Source organism: Gemmiger sp., from assembly GCF_057431175.1.
In genome coordinates this window covers 20,390-37,698 of record NZ_DBMDDV010000029.1, presented here as the reverse complement: position 1 = coordinate 37,698, position 17,309 = coordinate 20,390, and the positions used below count along the sequence as shown (strand labels likewise).

16 protein-coding genes and 2 tRNA genes are annotated in these 17,309 nt (G+C 56.3%); 6 read left to right on the top strand and 12 right to left on the bottom strand.

Going from position 1 to position 17,309, the window contains the following annotated elements; genetic code table 11:
• Window positions 1-151: 151 nt before the first annotated feature.
• From ACZO0A_RS10405 to ACZO0A_RS10385, 5 genes are all read left to right on the top strand, one after another.
• Window positions 152-1,051, top strand: coding sequence for a restriction endonuclease (locus tag ACZO0A_RS10405; protein WP_302376789.1), 900 nt, complete (start codon window positions 152-154; stop codon window positions 1,049-1,051).
• A 22-nt stretch (window positions 1,052-1,073) separates the two neighbouring features.
• Window positions 1,074-2,099, top strand: coding sequence for an acyltransferase family protein (locus ACZO0A_RS10400; protein WP_302376787.1), 1,026 nt, complete (start codon window positions 1,074-1,076; stop codon window positions 2,097-2,099).
• Between the two features lie 106 nt (window positions 2,100-2,205).
• The gene (locus tag ACZO0A_RS10395; protein WP_215694247.1) at window positions 2,206-2,598 is read left to right on the top strand and encodes a TFIIB-type zinc ribbon-containing protein; all 393 of its coding nucleotides are present in this window, start codon (window positions 2,206-2,208) and stop codon (window positions 2,596-2,598) included.
• A gap of 6 nt (window positions 2,599-2,604) precedes the next feature.
• The gene (locus ACZO0A_RS10390) at window positions 2,605-3,459 is read left to right on the top strand and encodes a DUF5685 family protein (protein WP_302376786.1); all 855 of its coding nucleotides are present in this window, start codon (window positions 2,605-2,607) and stop codon (window positions 3,457-3,459) included.
• Window positions 3,452-4,189: a J domain-containing protein gene (locus ACZO0A_RS10385; RefSeq protein ID WP_291212085.1), complete on the top strand. Its 738-nt coding sequence runs from the start codon at window positions 3,452-3,454 to the stop codon at window positions 4,187-4,189. The genes ACZO0A_RS10390 and ACZO0A_RS10385 overlap by 8 nt, the downstream gene beginning before the upstream one ends.
• A gap of 138 nt (window positions 4,190-4,327) precedes the next feature.
• On the opposite strand, the gene ACZO0A_RS10380 is transcribed toward ACZO0A_RS10385, so the two are convergent.
• The 4 genes from ACZO0A_RS10380 to ACZO0A_RS10365 form a co-directional block, all read right to left on the bottom strand.
• A complete protein-coding gene (locus ACZO0A_RS10380) occupies window positions 4,328-5,011 on the bottom strand; it encodes a YkgJ family cysteine cluster protein (protein ID WP_302376783.1) in 684 nt (227 codons plus the stop codon).
• Window positions 5,008-5,994, bottom strand: coding sequence for a D-isomer specific 2-hydroxyacid dehydrogenase family protein (locus ACZO0A_RS10375; RefSeq protein WP_302376781.1), 987 nt, complete (start codon window positions 5,992-5,994; stop codon window positions 5,008-5,010). Before ACZO0A_RS10375 ends, ACZO0A_RS10380 begins: the two co-directional genes overlap by 4 nt.
• A gap of 15 nt (window positions 5,995-6,009) precedes the next feature.
• Window positions 6,010-6,819: an alpha/beta hydrolase gene (locus tag ACZO0A_RS10370; RefSeq protein WP_302376780.1), complete on the bottom strand. Its 810-nt coding sequence runs from the start codon at window positions 6,817-6,819 to the stop codon at window positions 6,010-6,012.
• A gap of 205 nt (window positions 6,820-7,024) precedes the next feature.
• A complete protein-coding gene (locus ACZO0A_RS10365) occupies window positions 7,025-7,477 on the bottom strand; it encodes a C-GCAxxG-C-C family protein (RefSeq protein WP_215694235.1) in 453 nt (150 codons plus the stop codon).
• Window positions 7,478-7,705: 228 nt separating this feature from the next.
• Between ACZO0A_RS10365 and htpG the strand changes: the two genes are divergently transcribed.
• On the top strand, window positions 7,706-9,610 hold the full coding sequence (gene htpG / locus ACZO0A_RS10360) for a molecular chaperone HtpG (protein WP_302376777.1): 1,905 nt from the start codon (window positions 7,706-7,708) through the stop codon (window positions 9,608-9,610).
• 460 nt (window positions 9,611-10,070) lie between these two features.
• Here the strand turns inward: htpG and ACZO0A_RS10355 are convergent, their stop codons facing one another.
• The 8 genes from ACZO0A_RS10355 to ACZO0A_RS10320 form a co-directional block, all read right to left on the bottom strand.
• Window positions 10,071-10,901, bottom strand: a complete 831-nt coding sequence (locus tag ACZO0A_RS10355; RefSeq protein ID WP_291212066.1) for an energy-coupling factor transporter transmembrane component T family protein — start codon at window positions 10,899-10,901, stop codon at window positions 10,071-10,073.
• Window positions 10,891-12,615, bottom strand: coding sequence for an ABC transporter ATP-binding protein (locus tag ACZO0A_RS10350; RefSeq protein WP_302376776.1), 1,725 nt, complete (start codon window positions 12,613-12,615; stop codon window positions 10,891-10,893). The genes ACZO0A_RS10355 and ACZO0A_RS10350 overlap by 11 nt, the downstream gene beginning before the upstream one ends.
• Window positions 12,616-12,698: 83 nt before the next feature.
• Entirely contained in the window at window positions 12,699-13,247 is a 549-nt protein-coding gene (locus ACZO0A_RS10345; protein ID WP_215694227.1) for an ECF-type riboflavin transporter substrate-binding protein, read from the bottom strand.
• A gap of 167 nt (window positions 13,248-13,414) precedes the next feature.
• Window positions 13,415-13,490: transfer RNA gene (locus ACZO0A_RS10340), tRNA-Gly, on the bottom strand.
• A 6-nt stretch (window positions 13,491-13,496) separates the two neighbouring features.
• A tRNA-Phe gene (locus ACZO0A_RS10335) sits at window positions 13,497-13,572 on the bottom strand.
• Window positions 13,573-13,926: 354 nt separating this feature from the next.
• On the bottom strand, window positions 13,927-14,685 hold the full coding sequence (spo0A, locus tag ACZO0A_RS10330) for a sporulation transcription factor Spo0A (protein ID WP_215694225.1): 759 nt from the start codon (window positions 14,683-14,685) through the stop codon (window positions 13,927-13,929).
• 278 nt (window positions 14,686-14,963) lie between these two features.
• Window positions 14,964-16,178: a SpoIVB peptidase gene (gene spoIVB / locus ACZO0A_RS10325; protein WP_302377393.1), complete on the bottom strand. Its 1,215-nt coding sequence runs from the start codon at window positions 16,176-16,178 to the stop codon at window positions 14,964-14,966.
• A 96-nt stretch (window positions 16,179-16,274) separates the two neighbouring features.
• Complete coding sequence (locus ACZO0A_RS10320; protein WP_368043188.1) at window positions 16,275-17,162, bottom strand: YitT family protein; 888 nt, start codon at window positions 17,160-17,162, stop codon at window positions 16,275-16,277.
• Window positions 17,163-17,309 lie beyond the last annotated feature (147 nt).

The window sequence follows — 17,309 nt, the reverse complement described above, 5'->3', positions numbered from 1 at the left end:
CCGGATGGCAACTGGATTAGGAAGATTATCTTCAACTTCCCTGTCCCGGTGAATGGAACAGAAGTGACAGAATTGCCCTTGGAAAATGAAACAATGGTCGAGTGTGTAGTGAAACTAACTAAAGATGTGAAATGAGAGGGAATTTGTAAAGATGGCTTTACCTAAATATGATGAGCTGTACAGCCCCTTTCTCACTGTAATTGCAGATGGCCAGGTTCATAATGCAAAGTCTGTTGCATCTGATGCCGCTGCTCTGTTGCACTTGTCAACCGAGGATTTGTCAGAGCAATTACCCAGCCAGCGCCAAACGGTTTTTGTTAATCGGTTGAACTGGGCAAAAACTTATTTGAAGAAAGCGGGCCTTGTAGATTCCCCAAGTCGCGGCAACTATGTGATAACACAAGAGGGCAAACGGCTGTTGGATAGTGGCGTTTCCATCACCAACGAGTACTTGAAAAAGAACTATGCGTCGTTTGCCGCCTTTGTCGGCAACGGAACCCAACTTTCCAGCGCATCCTCCCCAACACAGGAAGACGTGAAAACGCCAGAAGAGCAGATGGATGCCCTGCAACAGACCATAAACGATACGCTTGCCGATGACCTTCTATCCGAAATCATGCGACAGACACCTATTTTCTTTGAGCAGCTTGTCGTTGATTTGATGAAAGCCCTGGACTATGGTGATGGTTTCAAAACCAAAGCCAGCGGTGACGATGGCATTGACGGCGTCATCCATGAGGATAAACTCGGGTTTAATCTGATTTACATTCAAGCCAAGCGTTGGAACCCAGATATTACGATTGGAAAGCCCGAGATTCAAAGGTTCTTTGGTGCTATGATGGGGCCACCTAGGGTAGAGAAGGGACTATTTATCACAACAGCAAAGTTTTCCAAAGGTGCCAAGGAATACGCCGATGCACAGCATATCATTCTGGTAGATGGAAAACAGCTCACTTCCTTGATGATTGAATATGGTCTTGGCGTTTCCGTACAGAAGGTTTACCAGATAAAGCGCATTGACAGTGACTATTTTGCGGATACATTAGGCTGAGAAAAAGGAGTTTTTTCTTACCATGAACCAGGAAATCAGCAGGCGCATATCCTTTCTGGGGTTTGTGATGACCTGCGGCATCGTTCTCTATCACTGCGGCCCTTCCCCGGCTGTCCCGTCTGTTGGGTTGGACCAGGTATGTTTTGATGCCATATCAAACTTCTTCACAAATACCGCGACACTTGCCATGTCCTATTTTTTTGCAGTGACTGGCTATTTGCTGTTTCTGAATTTATCGCTGCGCGGCTGGGCCGGTAAGGTCAAGCGCCGCACTTTTTCGCTGTTGGTTCCCTATCTGGCGTGGCAATGTTTGACTTTTGCGGTCAATCTGCTGCACCATGAGGCCATGACCAAACGTGAATTTCTGAAAACGACCTTTCTTCTTGACCAATGGCCGCCGGATGGCGCACTGTGGTATCTCTATGCGGTCTTTCTGCTGGCATTGCTTGCCCCTGTTATTCTGCTTATTTACGAGCGTGCAGGTCGTTGTCGTGGCTTTTGCCTTACGTTCGCGGCAATTTTGTTTTTCTACTGGTTGCAATCCGCAGATTTTGCCTCGGCTTTCTGCCAATATGGCTATGTCAATAATATTTTGCGGTATATGCCGTCCTATCTTTTGGGCGCTTACTTCGGATTTTATTGCACACAGGCATCGGAGATAGATAATCTACGCTTTCTGTTGGCTGCGCTTCTGGCTGCACTTGCCGCCGACGCCGTGTTTTCTGGCTTCTTCTCGCTCATGACGCTGCAAGTGCTTCCGCTGTTCGCGCTGTTCTTATTGCCTATTCCGGAGTTCCTGTGTGACAGAAAAGTCTATCATTTGTCGTTCCTTGTGTACGCCCTGCATCAGCCATTGCTCAAGCACCTCTTGCATCCGATCCGCGATTTGATGTACGTGGTATACCCGGCTTCGCCTGCCGCACTCATCAATGGGCTGGGACGTGTGTTGTATCTGCTTGCTATTTTGTGCCTGGCCCGGGCGCTGCATACCACGCTTTCTCGGTTCTGCCCAAAAGCGCTGGATGTGCTGACCGGCGGACGGAAGTAGTATTTGTTCAAACTCTATTTCCCGCTTGTTCACGATTTGCCCATATTTATATGTCATACTAAAGTGTAAACAATGCGGCTTTGCCGCAAAAAGGTGGTTTTTATAAATGAAAGGCTGGTTTCAGCGCTTTATGTCCGGCCGCTATGGGTTTGACCAGTTCGGCGGGTTTCTGTGCATTGCCTCTCTCATCCTTATTGTGATTGGGGCGTGGGTGTCGCCGATTCTCTACTGGCTGGGGCTGGCGGCCATCATTTACAGCTACTTCCGCATTCTCAGCCGCAACACCCGCAAGCGCTATGCCGAAAATCTCAAATACTTATCCTACCAAAACCGCGTAACGACCTGGCTGGGCAAGTATCAGGTGCGGTTCAAGCAGCGCAAGGACTACCACTACTACCGCTGCCCCAAGTGCGGTCAGCAGCTGCGCGTGCCCCGTGGGCGCGGCAAAATCAGCATCACCTGCCCCAAATGCGGCAACCAGTTCATCAAAAAGAGTTGACGCCCAATGTTTGGATATGTTACGATTTATCGCAAGGGGCTGGCAGACGCCGACATGGATCGCTACCAGGCCTATTACTGTGGGCTTTGCCGGGCGCTGGGCCGCCGTTATGGCCGCACCGGGCAGCTGGCGCTGAGCTATGACATGGCGTTCGTTGCCATTTTATTGACGGCGCTGTACGACGTCCCCACCGCCTACACGGCGGGCCGCTGCGCACCGCACCCCATCAAACCTCGGCCCCGGGCTGACAATGAGTTTATGGACTACGCCGCCGACATGACCGCCGCGCTGGCGTACTATAACTTTATGGACGATTGGCAAGATGACCACCGCCGTGCCAGCCTGGCCCAGGCGCAAAAGCTGGAGCCGCAGCTACCCGCCCTGCGGGAACGCTGGCCCCGCCAGATGCAGACGATGACCGACGCACTGGACAAGCTGAACGCCCTGGAGAGCGCAGGGAGCCACGACCTGGACGCGCTGTGCAATGCGTTCGGTGCGCTGCTGGGCGATGTTTTTGCCTGCCGCGACGACATCTGGGCCCCGGCGCTGCGGGCCATGGGGCAGGGCCTGGGCGGCTTTATCTATTTGATGGACGCCTATGATGATTTGGAAAAAGACGAAAAAGAAGGACGTTTCAACGCACTGCGTCAGCTGGCAGATGAACTGCCGCCTGCCGCCTATGAGCAGCGCTGCCACGAGCTGCTGACCCAGCAGATGGGCCGCTGTGCGCAGCCGTTTGAAATGCTGCCGATATTAAAAGATACCCCGGAGGGGAAACTATTGTACAACACGATCTATTCCGGCGTGTGGAGCAAATACGCGCTGGTACGTAAGCACCGGGAGGGGCGCAGACATGACTGATCCATACAGCGTATTGGGCATCACTCCCGGTGCCGATGACGAAACGATTAAAAAAGCCTACCGTCAAAAGTGCAAGCAATACCACCCCGACCTGCACCCCGACGATCCTTCCGCCGAGGAGCACTTTAAGGAAGTGCAGGCCGCATACAGCGAGATCATGCGCATCAAGCAGGGCGGCGGCGCGACGTACCGGCAAAGCAGCCAATCCTACGGCCAGAGCGGGTACGGCCAGCAGTACCAGGACCCCTTCAGCGGGGGCGGGTTCGGCTTTGGGCCGTTCGGGTTCGGGTACTACAGCACAAGCGGTTCAACCGGGGGGCAGAGCTACGGCAGCACCGCAGGCGACCCCGAGCTGCGTGCGGCGGCAAACTACATCCGCAGCGGCTTCTATGAGGAAGCCATGAACACGCTGAACGGCATCCCCACCGCCAACCGCACGGCGCAGTGGCACTACTACGCCGCGCTGGCCAACCAGGGGCTTGGCAACAATATCCGTGCCCAGGAGGAAGCCCGCACGGCGGTATCGATGGAGCCGAACAACTACGCCTATCAGAACTTGCTGGACCAGCTGCAAAGCCCGGGCCGCAGCTACACGAGCTACCAGCAGCCCTACGCCCAGCCCAGCGGCCGCCCGGGATCGTTTTGTTTGTCGTTCTGGCTGTATTTGCTGGTATGCAATGTGCTGAGCTGGTGCTGCTGCGGCGGCAGAGGCGGATTTTATATTTGCTGATTTTGGATAGAAAAGGCGCTGTGGCCGGTGTGGTCACAGCGCCTTTTGTTATTATTCGGCAGGGCCGCACATATGCGGCCCGCAGGCGTTTATGGGAAAGTTGAGGGCCTGGTATGCCCGATTCCTACTAATTTTGATTTACAGCATCCTATCCAGCAGCGGCATCAAAATTTCTATGTTTTGGCAAAACTGCGGGTAGAACTCGTCGCCAAGGGAATAGTCGTAGTAGAGGGCGCGCTCCGTGCGCTTGGCGGCGGCAGAGAAGTGCGGGTTGTTCTGCCCACCCGCGGCCTGCAATTTATGGGACAGCTGCGTGCAGACGATGGCCCAACGCGCGTCGATACCCGCACGATCCGGGATGGCGGCATCGTTCAGGTAGTCCTGCAAGGTTCGTTTCCCTGCCCGCGCACCGCACAGCGGCGTTTGGACGTAATACTCCATCCTGGCCGTCACGGTATCAATGCTCTGCCCCAGCGGGTAGAGCGCACAGGCCAGCGGCCTTGCGGCATGGATGGCGCAGGCGCCGCCTTCAAAAAAGCGGCAGTCCCCGGTCTTAGGGTCGGGCGTCAGCCGAAGCGCAGGCAGGCAGGTCGTATCGGCCACATAGCTTTTGCAGAAGGCCGATGCCACGATGCGGGGCGACAGCCGCAGCCGCCGCGCAATGCGGTAGAGGTCATACCCGGACAGCACCAGATCCCGCCGTTTGCGGCAACAATCGCCGCAGCCTGCGCAGGCAAAATCAAACGTCTCCCCTGTTGTCAGGTGCGGGCAGCTATCCCAGTTTTCACCGCAGCGGCCCGGCTCCACGTTGACAGCCGTCACAGCTGCACCTCGCCTGCGTAGGGCCGACCGTGGGCGTAGGCGTCCAGCGCCTCAAAGGGCGATTTGACCATGTTTGCCACGTTCACATCGGTGTAGAACGCCGTGTGCGGGCTGAGGATAACATTGGGGTAGCTGCGCAGCAGGTTCAGCTCGCGATTGGGGATGGCCTCGCCCATGCGGTTGTAGTAGCAGATGCCGGTCTCGTCCTCGATGACGTCCAGCCCCGCGCCGCCGATCTTGCCGCATTCCAGCCCGGTCACCAGCGCGTCCGGGTCGATGAGGGTGCCGCGTGCCGTGTTGACCAACAGCACGCCGTCCTTCATCTTGGCGATGGCGTCGGCGTTGATGAGGTGGTGGTTCTCCGCCGTAGCGTTCGTGTGCAGCGTGATGACGTCGCTGCGGGCATACAGCTCGTCCAGCGTGACATAGTCTGCGTATTTCTTTACAGCGTCGTTCGGGTAGAGGTCGTAGGCCAGCATCTTGCAGCCGAAACCGCTCAAATTGCGAACGACGGTCTGGCCGATCTTGCCGGTGCCAATGACGCCCACTGTGCAGTCCGAGATATCGCGGCCCATCTTGCCGGGCAGTGAGTAGTCCTGCACGTTGGCGCGCAGCATGATTTGGTTCATCTTGCGGGTACACATCAAAATCAACATGATGGTATAGTTTGCCACCCCCTCCGGCGGGTAGTGGCTGTGGCTGATGCGCATACCCAATTTTTTGGCGGTATCCAGCGGGATATGGTCATACCCGATGCTGCGGCAGGGCAGGTATTTTACGCCCATCCCGGCCCAGGCTTCCAGGTATTCGGGCCGAATCGCGCAGGGGTTCGTGCTGACGGCGTCGCAGCCCTCGGCCAGGTGCAGGTTCTCCGGCGTGGGTACGCCGGGCGTGCCGGTATAGTCGATGCCGTACTGTTGTTTGTACGGCTCGCAATACTGCTGCTCGTCAAAGGGGCGCAATGTGTAAAACATGATCTTCATGTTTTGTCATCTTCCTTACAGGTGATAGTTGAAGAGGTCGGCCAGCCAGTCCGTACACAGATCCACCCAGGCGCGGTTGTGGGCGTTGGGGGTGTTGACCTCCCGCGTGCAGGTGCTGGTGCCGTGGCCGTCGTGGTTGAAGAGATGCAGCTCAAACGGCACCTTATGCTCGGTCAGGGCCGACGCCAGCAGCAGTGAGTTCTGCACAGGGACCGAGCCATCCTCCACCGTGTGCCAGATAAAGAAGGGCGGCAGATCGCCGCGGATTTGATTTTCCAGGCTCATGGTGGCCTTCAGTTCGGCATCGTCGCCGCAAAGATTCTTGATGGAGCCGCCGTGGGTCATGATGCCCGACGTGATAACTGGGTAGCCCAGCACAACAGCATCGGGGCGGGCTTCCTCGGCGTGGATGCCGAGGGCTTTCTGCACCGGCTCGGCATCCCACAGGATGGCCGTGGATGCCGCCAGATGCCCGCCCGCCGAGAAGCCGCAGACGGCAACCTTGAAGGGGTCAACACGGAACTTTGCTGCGTTGCGGCGGATGTGCAAAATTGCCCCCGCTGCGTCGATCAGCGGCTGCCAGCGCAGCGGCGGCTGGGTATCGTCCTTACGGCAGGTGTAGGTCAGGATAAAGACGTTATAGCCTGCCTGCAAAAACTGCATGGCGACGGGGTCAGCCTCGCGCGAGCTGCACCAGGCGTAGCCGCCGCCCGGCAGAATTAGTATAGCCGGGCGGATGTTGAAGGCGGGCATTTCGGTAGTCTCGTCCCGCAGGTAGCCAACGAGGGCTGCGCCGCTGGGGAGGGTATGGTTGTAGAATTGCATGGATATTTCCTCGATTCTGATTTTATATGCAGGGGCGGGATTTATCCCTTCCCCGGACGTTGCGGCATGGCAGCGGTCAGAGGGCTGGCCGCCCTACGAACGGAACACGGTTGCAGGGGCGGGGTATGCCCCACCCTCAACACAATGGCAGACGGCCATTCATGCAAAGCTGAGGGCCGGGCATACCCGGCCCCTACCGGGTTCTTTATTTAGGGTGCGCCGCGATGTACTCCGCCATGATATCGGCGGCAAGGCGGCAGAGTTCCGGGCAGGGGCGCTTTTTGTAGTATTCGGGGGTGCGGGGGCTGGCGATGGGGCTGCCCTCGGGTTCTTTCAGACCCAGAAGCTCTTTGCAGATCATGCTTCCTCTGCCGTTGCGGGCCTTGTACTCGGCGGCCAGGGCTTGTACGTCGGTGTAGAGCGCGGTCTTTTTCGCAGGGTCGTCGCTGCCGTAGAGTGCCCCCAGCACCAGTGTGATACCGGAGAACGCACCGCAGACCTCCCGCATACGTCCAAATCCGCCGCCGAAACCTGCGGAAATTTGCAAGGCCTGCTTTTCGGTCATGCCCATTTCCTCTGCAAAGGCCACCGCCACCGATTGGCAGCAGTTGTAACCCTTGAAAAACGCCGCATACGCGCGGTCGCCGTAGATGCTCATGTGTGGGTGTCCTTTCTGGAAATTTCTAAAGGCTCCTCTTAAGGGGCGTTTAAGCTGCGTATATATTCTTAGCATACCGCAAATCTCTCTGTTTGAAAACCCCTGATTTTAAATTTTTTGTTAAAATGCGGCACAAGGGTTGCACTTTATAGAAAAGAGTGCTAAACTAGCTTTAGCAGTTGAAATAAACGAGTGCTAATTTCATTTGTATAAGTGAGGTTTTCTTCTATGGCAATGCGTCAGTTCAAGGCCGAAAGCAAAAAGCTGCTCGACCTGATGATCAATTCTATCTATACAAACCGCGAGATCTTCCTGCGTGAGCTGATTTCCAACGCTTCGGACGCTTGCGACAAGCGCTACTTCAAGAGCCTGACCGACACGTCTGTCGGCATCACGAAGGATGACTTGAAGATCCACATTCAGCCCGATAAGGAGAGCCGCACGCTGACCATCAGCGACAACGGCATCGGCATGACGAAGGACGAGCTGGAAAAGAACCTGGGCACCATCGCCAAGTCCGGTTCTTTCGACTTCAAGACCGAGAACCAGAGCGACAATATCGACATCATCGGTCAGTTCGGCGTCGGCTTCTACTCTGCCTTTATGGTTGCCAAGAAAGTGACCGTCATTTCCCGCGCCCAGGGCGAGGATACTGCCTGGAAGTGGGAATCCACCGGCGTTGAGGGCTATACCCTGACCGAGACCGACAAGGACGATGTCGGCACTGAAATCATTTTGGTCATGAAGGATGACACCGACACTGACCATTACAGCGAGTATCTGGAAGACTACGAAATCACCAACCTCATCAAGAAGTACAGCGATTACATCCGCTTTCCCATCACGATGTACCGTGAGAAATCCCGCCAGAAGCCGAAGCCGGAGGATGCGGGCGACGATTACAAGCCCGAGTACGAGACCTACACCGAGCTGGAAACGCTGAACAGCATGGTGCCCATCTGGAAGCGCCCGAAGAGTGAAGTCAAAGACGAGGACTACAACGAGTTCTACAAGAACAAGTTCATGGACTACACCGACCCGCTGCGGGTCATTACCAGCCGCACCGAGGGCACGGCAACCTACACGGCGCTGCTGTTCATCCCCGGCTCCACCCCGTATGACTATTACACCAAGGAGTATGAGAAGGGCTTGGCACTCTACGCTTCCGGTGTCATGATCATGGAGAAGTGCGGCGACCTGCTGCCCGACTATTTCAGCTTTGTCAAGGGCGTTGTGGACAGCGAGGACTTGAGCCTGAACATCAGCCGTGAGACGCTGCAGAAGGACAACCAGCTCAAGCTGATGCGCAGCTCTCTGGAAAAGAAGATCAAAAACGAACTGCACGCTATGCTGGTCAACGACCGCGAGAAGTACGAGACGTTCTGGAAGAACTTCGGCCGTCAGGTCAAGTTTGGCGTCTACGGGGACTACGGTATGCACAAGGATCTGCTGGGTGATTTGCTGATGTTCTACTCCGCCAAGGAGCAGAAGCTCGTCACGCTGGATGAGTACATTGAAAAAATGCCCGAGGGCCAGAAGTGCATCTACTTTGCTGCCGGTGATGATACCGACCGCCTGGGCAAGTTGCCCAATGCCCAGCTGGTGCTGAGCAAGGGCTATGACCTGCTGCTCTGCACCGAGGATGTGGACGAGTTCTGCCTGCAAGTCATGCACGACTACAAGGAAAAGGAATTCCAGAATATCAATACCGGTGACCTGGGCCTGGAGACCGAGGACGAGAAGAAGGCCGCCGAGGCTGCCGAGACCGAGAACAAGGATCTGTTTGAGGAAATCAAGAAGGACCTGAAAGGAAAGATCAAGGAAGTCAAGGTCAACCCCACCCTGCAGGAGCACCCGGTCACGCTGAGTTCCGCCGAGGGCGGTATCTCGATGGAGATGGAGAAGGTTCTGCGCCGTATGCCCAACGCCGAGGGCGTCGAGAGCACGAAGGTGTTGGAGCTGAACCCGAACCACACTGTCTTTGCCGCGCTGAAAGCCGCCCACGCTACAGGCGACACCGACAAGGTTGCGAAGTACGCCGAACTGCTGTATGACCAGGCCCTGCTGATTGCAGGCCTGCCCATTGAAGACCCCGTGGCGTATGCACAGCTGGTCTGCGGATTGATGCAGTAAGCTTTTGATACAAAAACACAGCCGCCCGCCCAGGTATGATGATGCCTGAGCGGGCGGCTGTGTTTTTGACCGGGTTGTAGGGGCCGGGCATGCCCGGCCCGCCAGCTTCTGGCCGACTGATGCCTGTTGGGAACTTTGTAGGGGGAGGCATTTACGTCTCCCGGGGCGCATGCGGCACCTGCAAGGTTCACGGGAGGGATGAATCCCTCCCCTACGCAGAAACAACTTTAACTATCTGCCTTTTCCAGCTGTTTTAATGTTCTTCCATCCTGTGTTTTGCGTGACCGTGCGTGGCCACGGGCGCATATAGAATGCGCCCCTACGGTGTATACCGTAAACGGGTGTTCAAGGGGTGCTTGCGGGCCGGGCATGCCCGGCCCCTACAGCTCTATAAGGCATAAAAAATGCGTCCCAGCGGAGTTGTTATCCGCAGGGGCGCTTTTTACATTTCTATGCTCTTTTACACAAACGGATTATAAAACCGACCAAATTTGATCGTCACGGTCAGGCTGACCGCCAACAGCGCGACGCCGATACCCAGCGCGATAAAATCACGGCGGGCGAAGGGGCGGCGGGTGTACCAGGTGCGTTTGTCACTTTTTCCAAAGCCGCGCAGCTCCATGGCGTTGGAAATCGTGTCAATACGGTTCAGGCTCGTCAAAATCAGCGGCAGCAGGATGTTGACCGAGTTTTTCAGTCGCTTGAAAAACGGCTCGCTGCGGCCCAGTTCAACGCCGCGGGCCTGCTGCGCCTGGCTGATGCTATGGTAGTCACGCTGGATATCCGGGATGTACCGCAGGGCAATCGCCACCGAGTAGCCGACCTTGTAGGAAATGCCGATGCTGTTGAGGCTGGCGGCAAACTCGCTGGGGTTCGTGGCCGAAATAAAGAGGATAGCCACCGGCAGCGCCACAAAATATTTCAGCGAAATGTTGAACATATAAAACAGCTGCTCAGCGGTCAGATCATACCGCCAGAACAGATGGCACAGCACCGTGCGGGTGCCATAGAGCGTCGTGCCCTGGTTGGGGTCAAACAAAAAGATGAACAAATCGTTCAGCGCCAGGAACACCAGCATAAAGACCAGCATGAACCGGACTTCCCGCAGCTTGATGTGGCTTAGTTTGAACGCCGCAAAGCTGACGACCATCAGCCCCAACAGCACCCAGGTATTGTAGGTGATCATGCCGGCGAAGGTGAACAGCAGAAAGAACGCCAGCTTGGTTGTTCCTGTCAGCTCATGCACCACGCTTTTACGCGGCAGGTAGTTCAAAACGGTATTAGCAGCCATGCGCACGCACCTCCCTGTCAGCCGCGATAAAGCGTTCTACAAAATCTTCCGCGGGCGCAATGCCACAGCGGTTGGCCAGCGTGTACAGGCTGGTTTCTTTCAGTGCCGCCTGCTCGATGAGCTTTGGGTCGCAGAGGATGGCCGCCGCGCTGCAATCCGCAATCAGCCGCCCGTCACAGAAGGCCAGCGCTCGGGGCGTGTATTCCAGCATCAGGTGCATATCGTGGGTAATCATCACGACAGTCACACCCTTGGCATTCAGCCCGCGCAGGAACTCCATAATGTCCGTATAATGGCGGAAATCCTGTCCGGCTGTCGGCTCATCGAGGATGATAAGCTCGGGGTCCTGCACCAGCACGCTGGCGATGGTCACACGCTTTTTCTGGCCGAAGCTCAATGCAGAAATCGGCCAGTTGCGGAAGGGATACAGGCCGCAGATCTTGAGGGTGTCCTCGACTTTGGCGCGGGTGTCAGCCTCGCTCAGGCCGCTGCCCTGCAGACCCAGCGCGACTTCATCGAAAATCATCGTTTTGGAAATCATCTGGTTCGGGTTCTGCATAACGTAGCCGATGTGCCTGGCGCGGCGGCGGATGTTTTCTTCTTTCAAGTTCTTGCCGTCAAAGAAAATTTCACCGCTGTCCGGCGTCTCAAAACCGCAGATCAGTTTGGAGAGGGTCGACTTGCCCGCGCCGTTGCGACCCACGATGCTGACCATCTCTCCCCTGCCAATCGTGAAACTTACATTGGTCAGGGTGCGCTGGCCCTTGTTGTAGCCGAAGCTCAGGCCCTTGACTTCCAGCAGCGGCTGTGGTGCGGGCTTGGGGGCAGGCAGCGGCTCAGCCTTGAACCAGGCCTGCAGTTTTGCGGTGTCGGCGTCGTCCAGTACGACAGAATCAATGTGAGCAGGGTGCTTTTCAGGCGTGATGGCAACGCCCGCATACCGTATAGCCGTGACGTAGAGCGGCTCGCGGATGCCGTTTTCGGCCAGCAGTGCGCCGGACAGCAGCTCGTCGGGGCGCAGGTCCGCCAAAATGCGGCCGTCGTTGACCAGTACGATGCGGTCCACGCTGCGCCAGAGCACATCCTCGAGGCGGTGCTCGATGATGAGCACCGTCGTGTCGGTCTTTTGCTGGATTGTGTCGATCAGTTCGATGGCCTGCTTGCCGGTGGCCGGGTCGAGGTTTGCCAGCGGCTCGTCAAAGAGTAGGATTTTGACTTCATCGACCATGACACCCGCCAGACTGACGCGTTGCTTCTGCCCGCCCGAAAGCTCGTGCGGGGCGTAATCCAGGTGGTTTTCGATTCCCACCAGTTCAGCGGCGCGGCGGGTCGTCTCGTGCATTTCTTTCTGCGGGGTGCAGCTGTTTTCCAGCGCAAAGGCGATATCTTCCGCCACCGTCAGGCCGATGAACTGGCCGTCCGGATCCTGCAGCACGGTGCCGACATGATCCGCCAGCTCAAAAATGCTGCTGTTGGGCGCATCCACGCCGTCTACTGTCAGGCTGCCTGTACACTCACCGGGGTTGGAGAAGGGATTCAGGCCATTGATGCAGGCTGCCAGTGTGCTTTTGCCGCTGCCGGAAGGCCCGGCAATCAGGACGCGCTCACCCGGGTAGATATCCAGGTTGATATCATGCAGGGTGGGCTGCTTTTGGGCGCGGTACTGGAACGAAAAATTTTTGAAGGATATGATGGGTGTTTTGGTCTCTGCCATACGGCACCTCGCAGGGAAATAGTTGTTGTAACAGCAAAATGCCTTCCCGCGTTCGTGGGAAGGCATACGGGGGTCAAACGTGATTACTCTTTGTCCAGAGAGCCCTTCTTGGCAATGGTCTTGGTGTAAGCCAGAATCAGCAGGCCGCCGACCACGACAGCCGTGATGATGTTGGACACAGCGGCGAAAGCGCCTTGTGCAAAGACCTTCTTAACAGGCTCAGAATAAATCAGGATGTCCAGCACAGGCGCAACGACGATCCAGGCAATGGCGTGGGCCACAACGTTGGCAACGGCGAAGATAGCGGCCTTAGCCTTGTTGAAGTCACCATCCTGAATGTTCAGCTTCTTGGCAAACAGGCCAACGACAACACCGGTGAAGGCAGAGGCAATGACCCAGCTCCACCACGGGATGCCGCCCCAGGACAGGTCGATAAGGGCGTGACCGATGAAGCCGATCAGGCCGCCGGCCACAGGGCCGTACATAGCAGCCAGCAGACCCAGAACAGCGTACTGAAGGCTGATGTTAGTGTTGGGTACCGGGCTGGGGATCGCTACGAAACGGCCCAGGACAAAGAACAGGGCTGCGCCGATGCCGACGGCAACGAAAGTTTTAATGGTATTGTTTTTCATGATTCCGCACTCCTTTTTTAATATACCGCAAATCTTCCCTGCTTTTGTCAGGGAACAGCTTCAGTATACCTTTATAGAGAGGCCGCGTCAATGGGCAAAAGGCAGGGTATGCACTATTTTTGCCGCATTGGGGCACAAAAAAACCACCCCGAAGGGTGGTTACGCTGTGGAGCGGCCGACGAGGCTCGAACTCGCTACCTCCACCTTGGCAAGGTGGCGCTCTACCAGATGAGCTACGGCCGCTTAAAATGGTGCCTCCGATCGGAATCGAACCAATGACACGGGGATTTTCAGTCCCCTGCTCTACCGACTGAGCTACAGAGGCAAGTAACGGATATAATTATACACGATGGAGATGGGTTTGTCAAGGAGAATCCGGGAAAATTATAGGGATTATTTCGTTTTGGATGAGGGCAAAATGGATTCAGGCTCTCTCCAAAACTATTCTTTACTCGATACTGTCCAAGCCGGCGAAACCACATATGGCATCTACGCCCGTCAAAACCAATTAAATCACCCATTTAAAAATCTCACAAAACGCCGGGGCATATCCACCATACAGTTGGATATGCCCCGGTGCTTTGTAACAGACTTGAGCTTTTTTACATTTTTTGTTTTTATAAGTTTTTGTTGCTTGCTTGTCTTATCGTCAGGGTGTTGGGCTGCCTGCCCTGCGGCATTATGCGTGGCGCTTTTTGTCCAAGCGAATTTTATCTGAAATCATGGCGATAAACTCGCTGTTCGTCGGTTTACCGCGCAGGTTGTGGATCGTGTAGCCGAAATAACTGTTCAGCGTGTCCACATCTCCGCGGTCCCACGCCACCTCGATGGCGTGGCGGATTGCACGCTCCACGCGGCTGGCGGTTGTCATGTTCCTCTTGGCAATCTCCGGGTAGAGGCGCTTCGTCACGGCATTGATGTACCCATGGTCGCTGATGGTCAGCAAAATTGCATCGCGCAAGAACTGGTAGCCCTTGATGTGCGCCGGTACGCCGATCTGGTGCAGGATCTCCGTCACGGTGAGTTCGTCGCTGTCCTGGGACACGATCTGCGGGCGGATCGTGTTGCCGGCCGCTTTCAGGACGCGGCTTACCAGTACATTTTCATCAAAGGGCTTGACGAAGAAGAACGAGAACCCGCTGTCCAGCAGTTCCTGCTCGATCTCCTCGCTCTGAAACGCGCCGGTGACGAAGAACGTGGTGCGGCTGCCGCCCGCGTTCTGAGCCTCGTAACGCTGCTTGACCGTGATTGCATCCAGGTCAGGCATAAAAGCATCCAGAAGCACGGCCTGCGGGTGGATTGCCAGCAGTGCATCCAGCGCCTTGGTGCCGTTTTTCTCACAGACGGTCACGGAAACACCCTTTCCTTCCAGCGCACGTCTGCAAGCATCGGACACCTGCGTGTCAGTGTCGGTCATCACAAATTTGATCTTTTCCATCGTCACATATCCTCCATACTTTCTGAGCTGCGCGTTCCTTTGCGCGTAAACTTTGCTCAAGCTCTGCTTACATTGGAAATTTTACCATGTTTTTCCACTATCTGCAATAGGGTATGGAGCATTTTTTCATAATTTCGGCCAACTTTCGTTCGACAAGTTTTCCTATATTTCGCCGCAATTCGCCGCAATATTACACGCAGCGTCACGCTATTCCATTTTACGTCATTTTCCCAGGCAACTCTTTTCCCGCTCTGTTCGGGTAGATAGGGCACTGCTCATCACTTTATGACAGCATCCGCTTTTTCCAGCATCGTTGCCGCAAAGATGGCGTAGCCCTTCGCTGGGTCATTGACCAGCACATGGGTCAGCACGGCTGCCAGCTGCCCATTCTGCACAATAGGCGAGCCGCTCATGCCCTGCACAATGCCTCCGGTTTTTTCCAGTAACCGCTCATCCGTCACTTTAATAAGCAGGTTGCGGTTCGGGTCGCTGCCGGTCATCGTCACCCTCTCGATCCGTACTTTATAGGGCTGCGCAGTCGTTCCCTGCACAGTCGTCCACAATTCCGCCTCGCCGGGTGTGACTTCCTGCACATTCGCCACCGGCACAGCCTGGCCGATCGTACCGCCGGTATAGCTGCCGTACACCCCGGCAGCATCGTTTGCCAACACCTGGCCCACCGCCTTAGCGGAGAACTCGCCCCGCAGTTCCCCCGGGCTGCCCGCCGCACCCCGGATACAGCCGGTGATCGTCACCGGGACAATTTCACCCGAAAGCAGCGTCAGCTCAGTGCCGGTGTCGGTATCGCTGATGGAATGGCCCAGTCCTGCAAAGGTGCCGTGCTGGGCGTCTACAAAGCTCATTGTGCCGATGCCCGCCCCAGAGTCCCGCACCCAGACGCCCGCTTTATAGCGTCCCTTTTCGTCCTGTGCCGGTGTCAGAGCCGCCGTGTGCTGTACACCATCACGGCGATATACTACGGTCAGCGGTGCACCGTCCGCCGCCTGGATAGCCGCCGTCAGGTCATCGTTGCTGCGCACAGGCCGCCCTCCTGCCGAGACGATCCAATCTCCCAGCCGCAGGCCTGCAGCCTTGGCCGGGTTCTCACTGCCCAATGCCGTGTAGCGATCGGAGAACGCCACAATCAGTGCCCCGTCGGAGAACATTTTGACCCCAAACGGCGTACCACAGACCTGCACCGTGCGGCGTGGGGTGCTTACCGCGCGCACCGTCTTGATGGGCACAACCCCCAGCAATGTCAGCGTCACGTTGCCGCTTTTATCGGCCACGGCGTTGTCTGCCGCCATGCTCCCCTGCCGGGGCTGCGCGACGGACAGAAACGGCATGGCGGCGATTTTTAAATCGGTCAGTGCACCGTCGATGTAAAACGTATCCGGCAGTGCCTTGGCAAGGCCAGCCAGACAGGCTGCCCCCAGCAGCAGGCAGGCGGCCAACACTGCCAATGCCCGCCGCAAAAATTTGTGTTTGCACATAGCACATTCCCTCGCTTTTGCATTAGGATGTGCAGGGCATGGGCGGATTATGTCGGCAAAAAGCCCCTGCACCGCAGTGGGCGCAGGGGCTTGGGGTCAGACAGATTCTTCCTTACTGCCGTGCAGCAGGTCAGCCACCGGGCTGATGGCCATGTAGGCGTTGGGGTCAATGGCCTTAACGAACGTTTTCAGCTTGACAGTCTGGAAGCGGTTGACCACGACATAGAGTACTGTTTTAGGGGTGTCTGAGTAAAACCCGTGGGCGTCGAGAATCGTCAGGCCGGTGCCGAACTCTTCCGACACGGTGCGGGCGATTTCATCCGGGTTGGTCGTAATGATCATGGCCGCCTTAGCACTGTCCAAGCCGTCCACGATGAAGTCCACCGTCTTGGACCCCGCCGCGTAGGTCACGATAGAGTAGAGTGGCAGTATCCAGCTGCCCATGACCACGCCGCATATAATGTACAGCAGCACGTTATAAATCAAGACAAACGTGCCCACCGAAAGCCCCAGCGGCTTGGCAAAAATGACCGCCACGACCTCAATGCCGTCCATCGCGCCGCCGTAGCGTATCGCCAGGCCGCTGCCGACGCCCGAAATAATGCCGCCGAACAACGCGCAGAGGAACAGGTCTGTTCCCGCCAGTGGCGACGCAATGCTCACATCGATGGGTAACACGTCGGTGATAAGCCAAGCCGCCGCCGAGTAGACGCAGACCGCAAAAATGGCGTAGACAGAGAACACCGCTCCCTGCCGCTTGAATCCGAACAGCAGCAGCGGCACGTTGAGCAGCACCAGAAAGAAGGACAGCGAGAGATAATCCGGCGTCAGCTGGGACAGCAGGATCGATGTGCCGGAAATGCCGCTGTCATACAGCTGCACCGGTGCAATGAACAGCGTAACACCAATAGCGTTGATGATGCCCGCGACGAGCAGCATCAAAAAATTGAAGGGCAAGAATTTGGCAAACAGGTTTTGTTTCAAGGTGTACCTCCGTAGTCACAGGTGAGCGGGCGGTTTGGGTATAGTATACCGTATAACCGGGTTGCGCGTCCATAGACAGAATGTAAAAAGCGCACACAGTAGGTACAATTTTTCGTGTGCAATCCCATTTCTATTTTACTTTTTTTC

Bases quoted from the DNA above. Each gene is read 5' to 3' on its own strand.
- ACZO0A_RS10375 (WP_302376781.1), bottom strand. From the start codon at position 5,994: ATGAAGATCATGTTTTACACATTGCGCCCCTTTGACGAGCAGCAGTAT.
- spoIVB (WP_302377393.1), bottom strand. From the start codon at position 16,178: ATGTGCAAACACAAATTTTTGCGGCGGGCATTGGCAGTGTTGGCCGCC.
- spo0A (WP_215694225.1), bottom strand. From the start codon at position 14,685: ATGGAAAAGATCAAATTTGTGATGACCGACACTGACACGCAGGTGTCC.
- ACZO0A_RS10390 (WP_302376786.1), top strand. From the start codon at position 2,605: ATGTTTGGATATGTTACGATTTATCGCAAGGGGCTGGCAGACGCCGAC.
- ACZO0A_RS10350 (WP_302376776.1), bottom strand. From the start codon at position 12,615: ATGGCAGAGACCAAAACACCCATCATATCCTTCAAAAATTTTTCGTTC.
- ACZO0A_RS10405 (WP_302376789.1), top strand. From the start codon at position 152: ATGGCTTTACCTAAATATGATGAGCTGTACAGCCCCTTTCTCACTGTA.
- ACZO0A_RS10370 (WP_302376780.1), bottom strand. From the start codon at position 6,819: ATGCAATTCTACAACCATACCCTCCCCAGCGGCGCAGCCCTCGTTGGC.
- ACZO0A_RS10395 (WP_215694247.1), top strand. From the start codon at position 2,206: ATGAAAGGCTGGTTTCAGCGCTTTATGTCCGGCCGCTATGGGTTTGAC.
- ACZO0A_RS10385 (WP_291212085.1), top strand. From the start codon at position 3,452: ATGACTGATCCATACAGCGTATTGGGCATCACTCCCGGTGCCGATGAC.
- ACZO0A_RS10345 (WP_215694227.1), bottom strand. From the start codon at position 13,247: ATGAAAAACAATACCATTAAAACTTTCGTTGCCGTCGGCATCGGCGCA.
- ACZO0A_RS10400 (WP_302376787.1), top strand. From the start codon at position 1,074: ATGAACCAGGAAATCAGCAGGCGCATATCCTTTCTGGGGTTTGTGATG.
- htpG (WP_302376777.1), top strand. From the start codon at position 7,706: ATGGCAATGCGTCAGTTCAAGGCCGAAAGCAAAAAGCTGCTCGACCTG.
- ACZO0A_RS10355 (WP_291212066.1), bottom strand. From the start codon at position 10,901: ATGGCTGCTAATACCGTTTTGAACTACCTGCCGCGTAAAAGCGTGGTG.
- ACZO0A_RS10365 (WP_215694235.1), bottom strand. From the start codon at position 7,477: ATGAGCATCTACGGCGACCGCGCGTATGCGGCGTTTTTCAAGGGTTAC.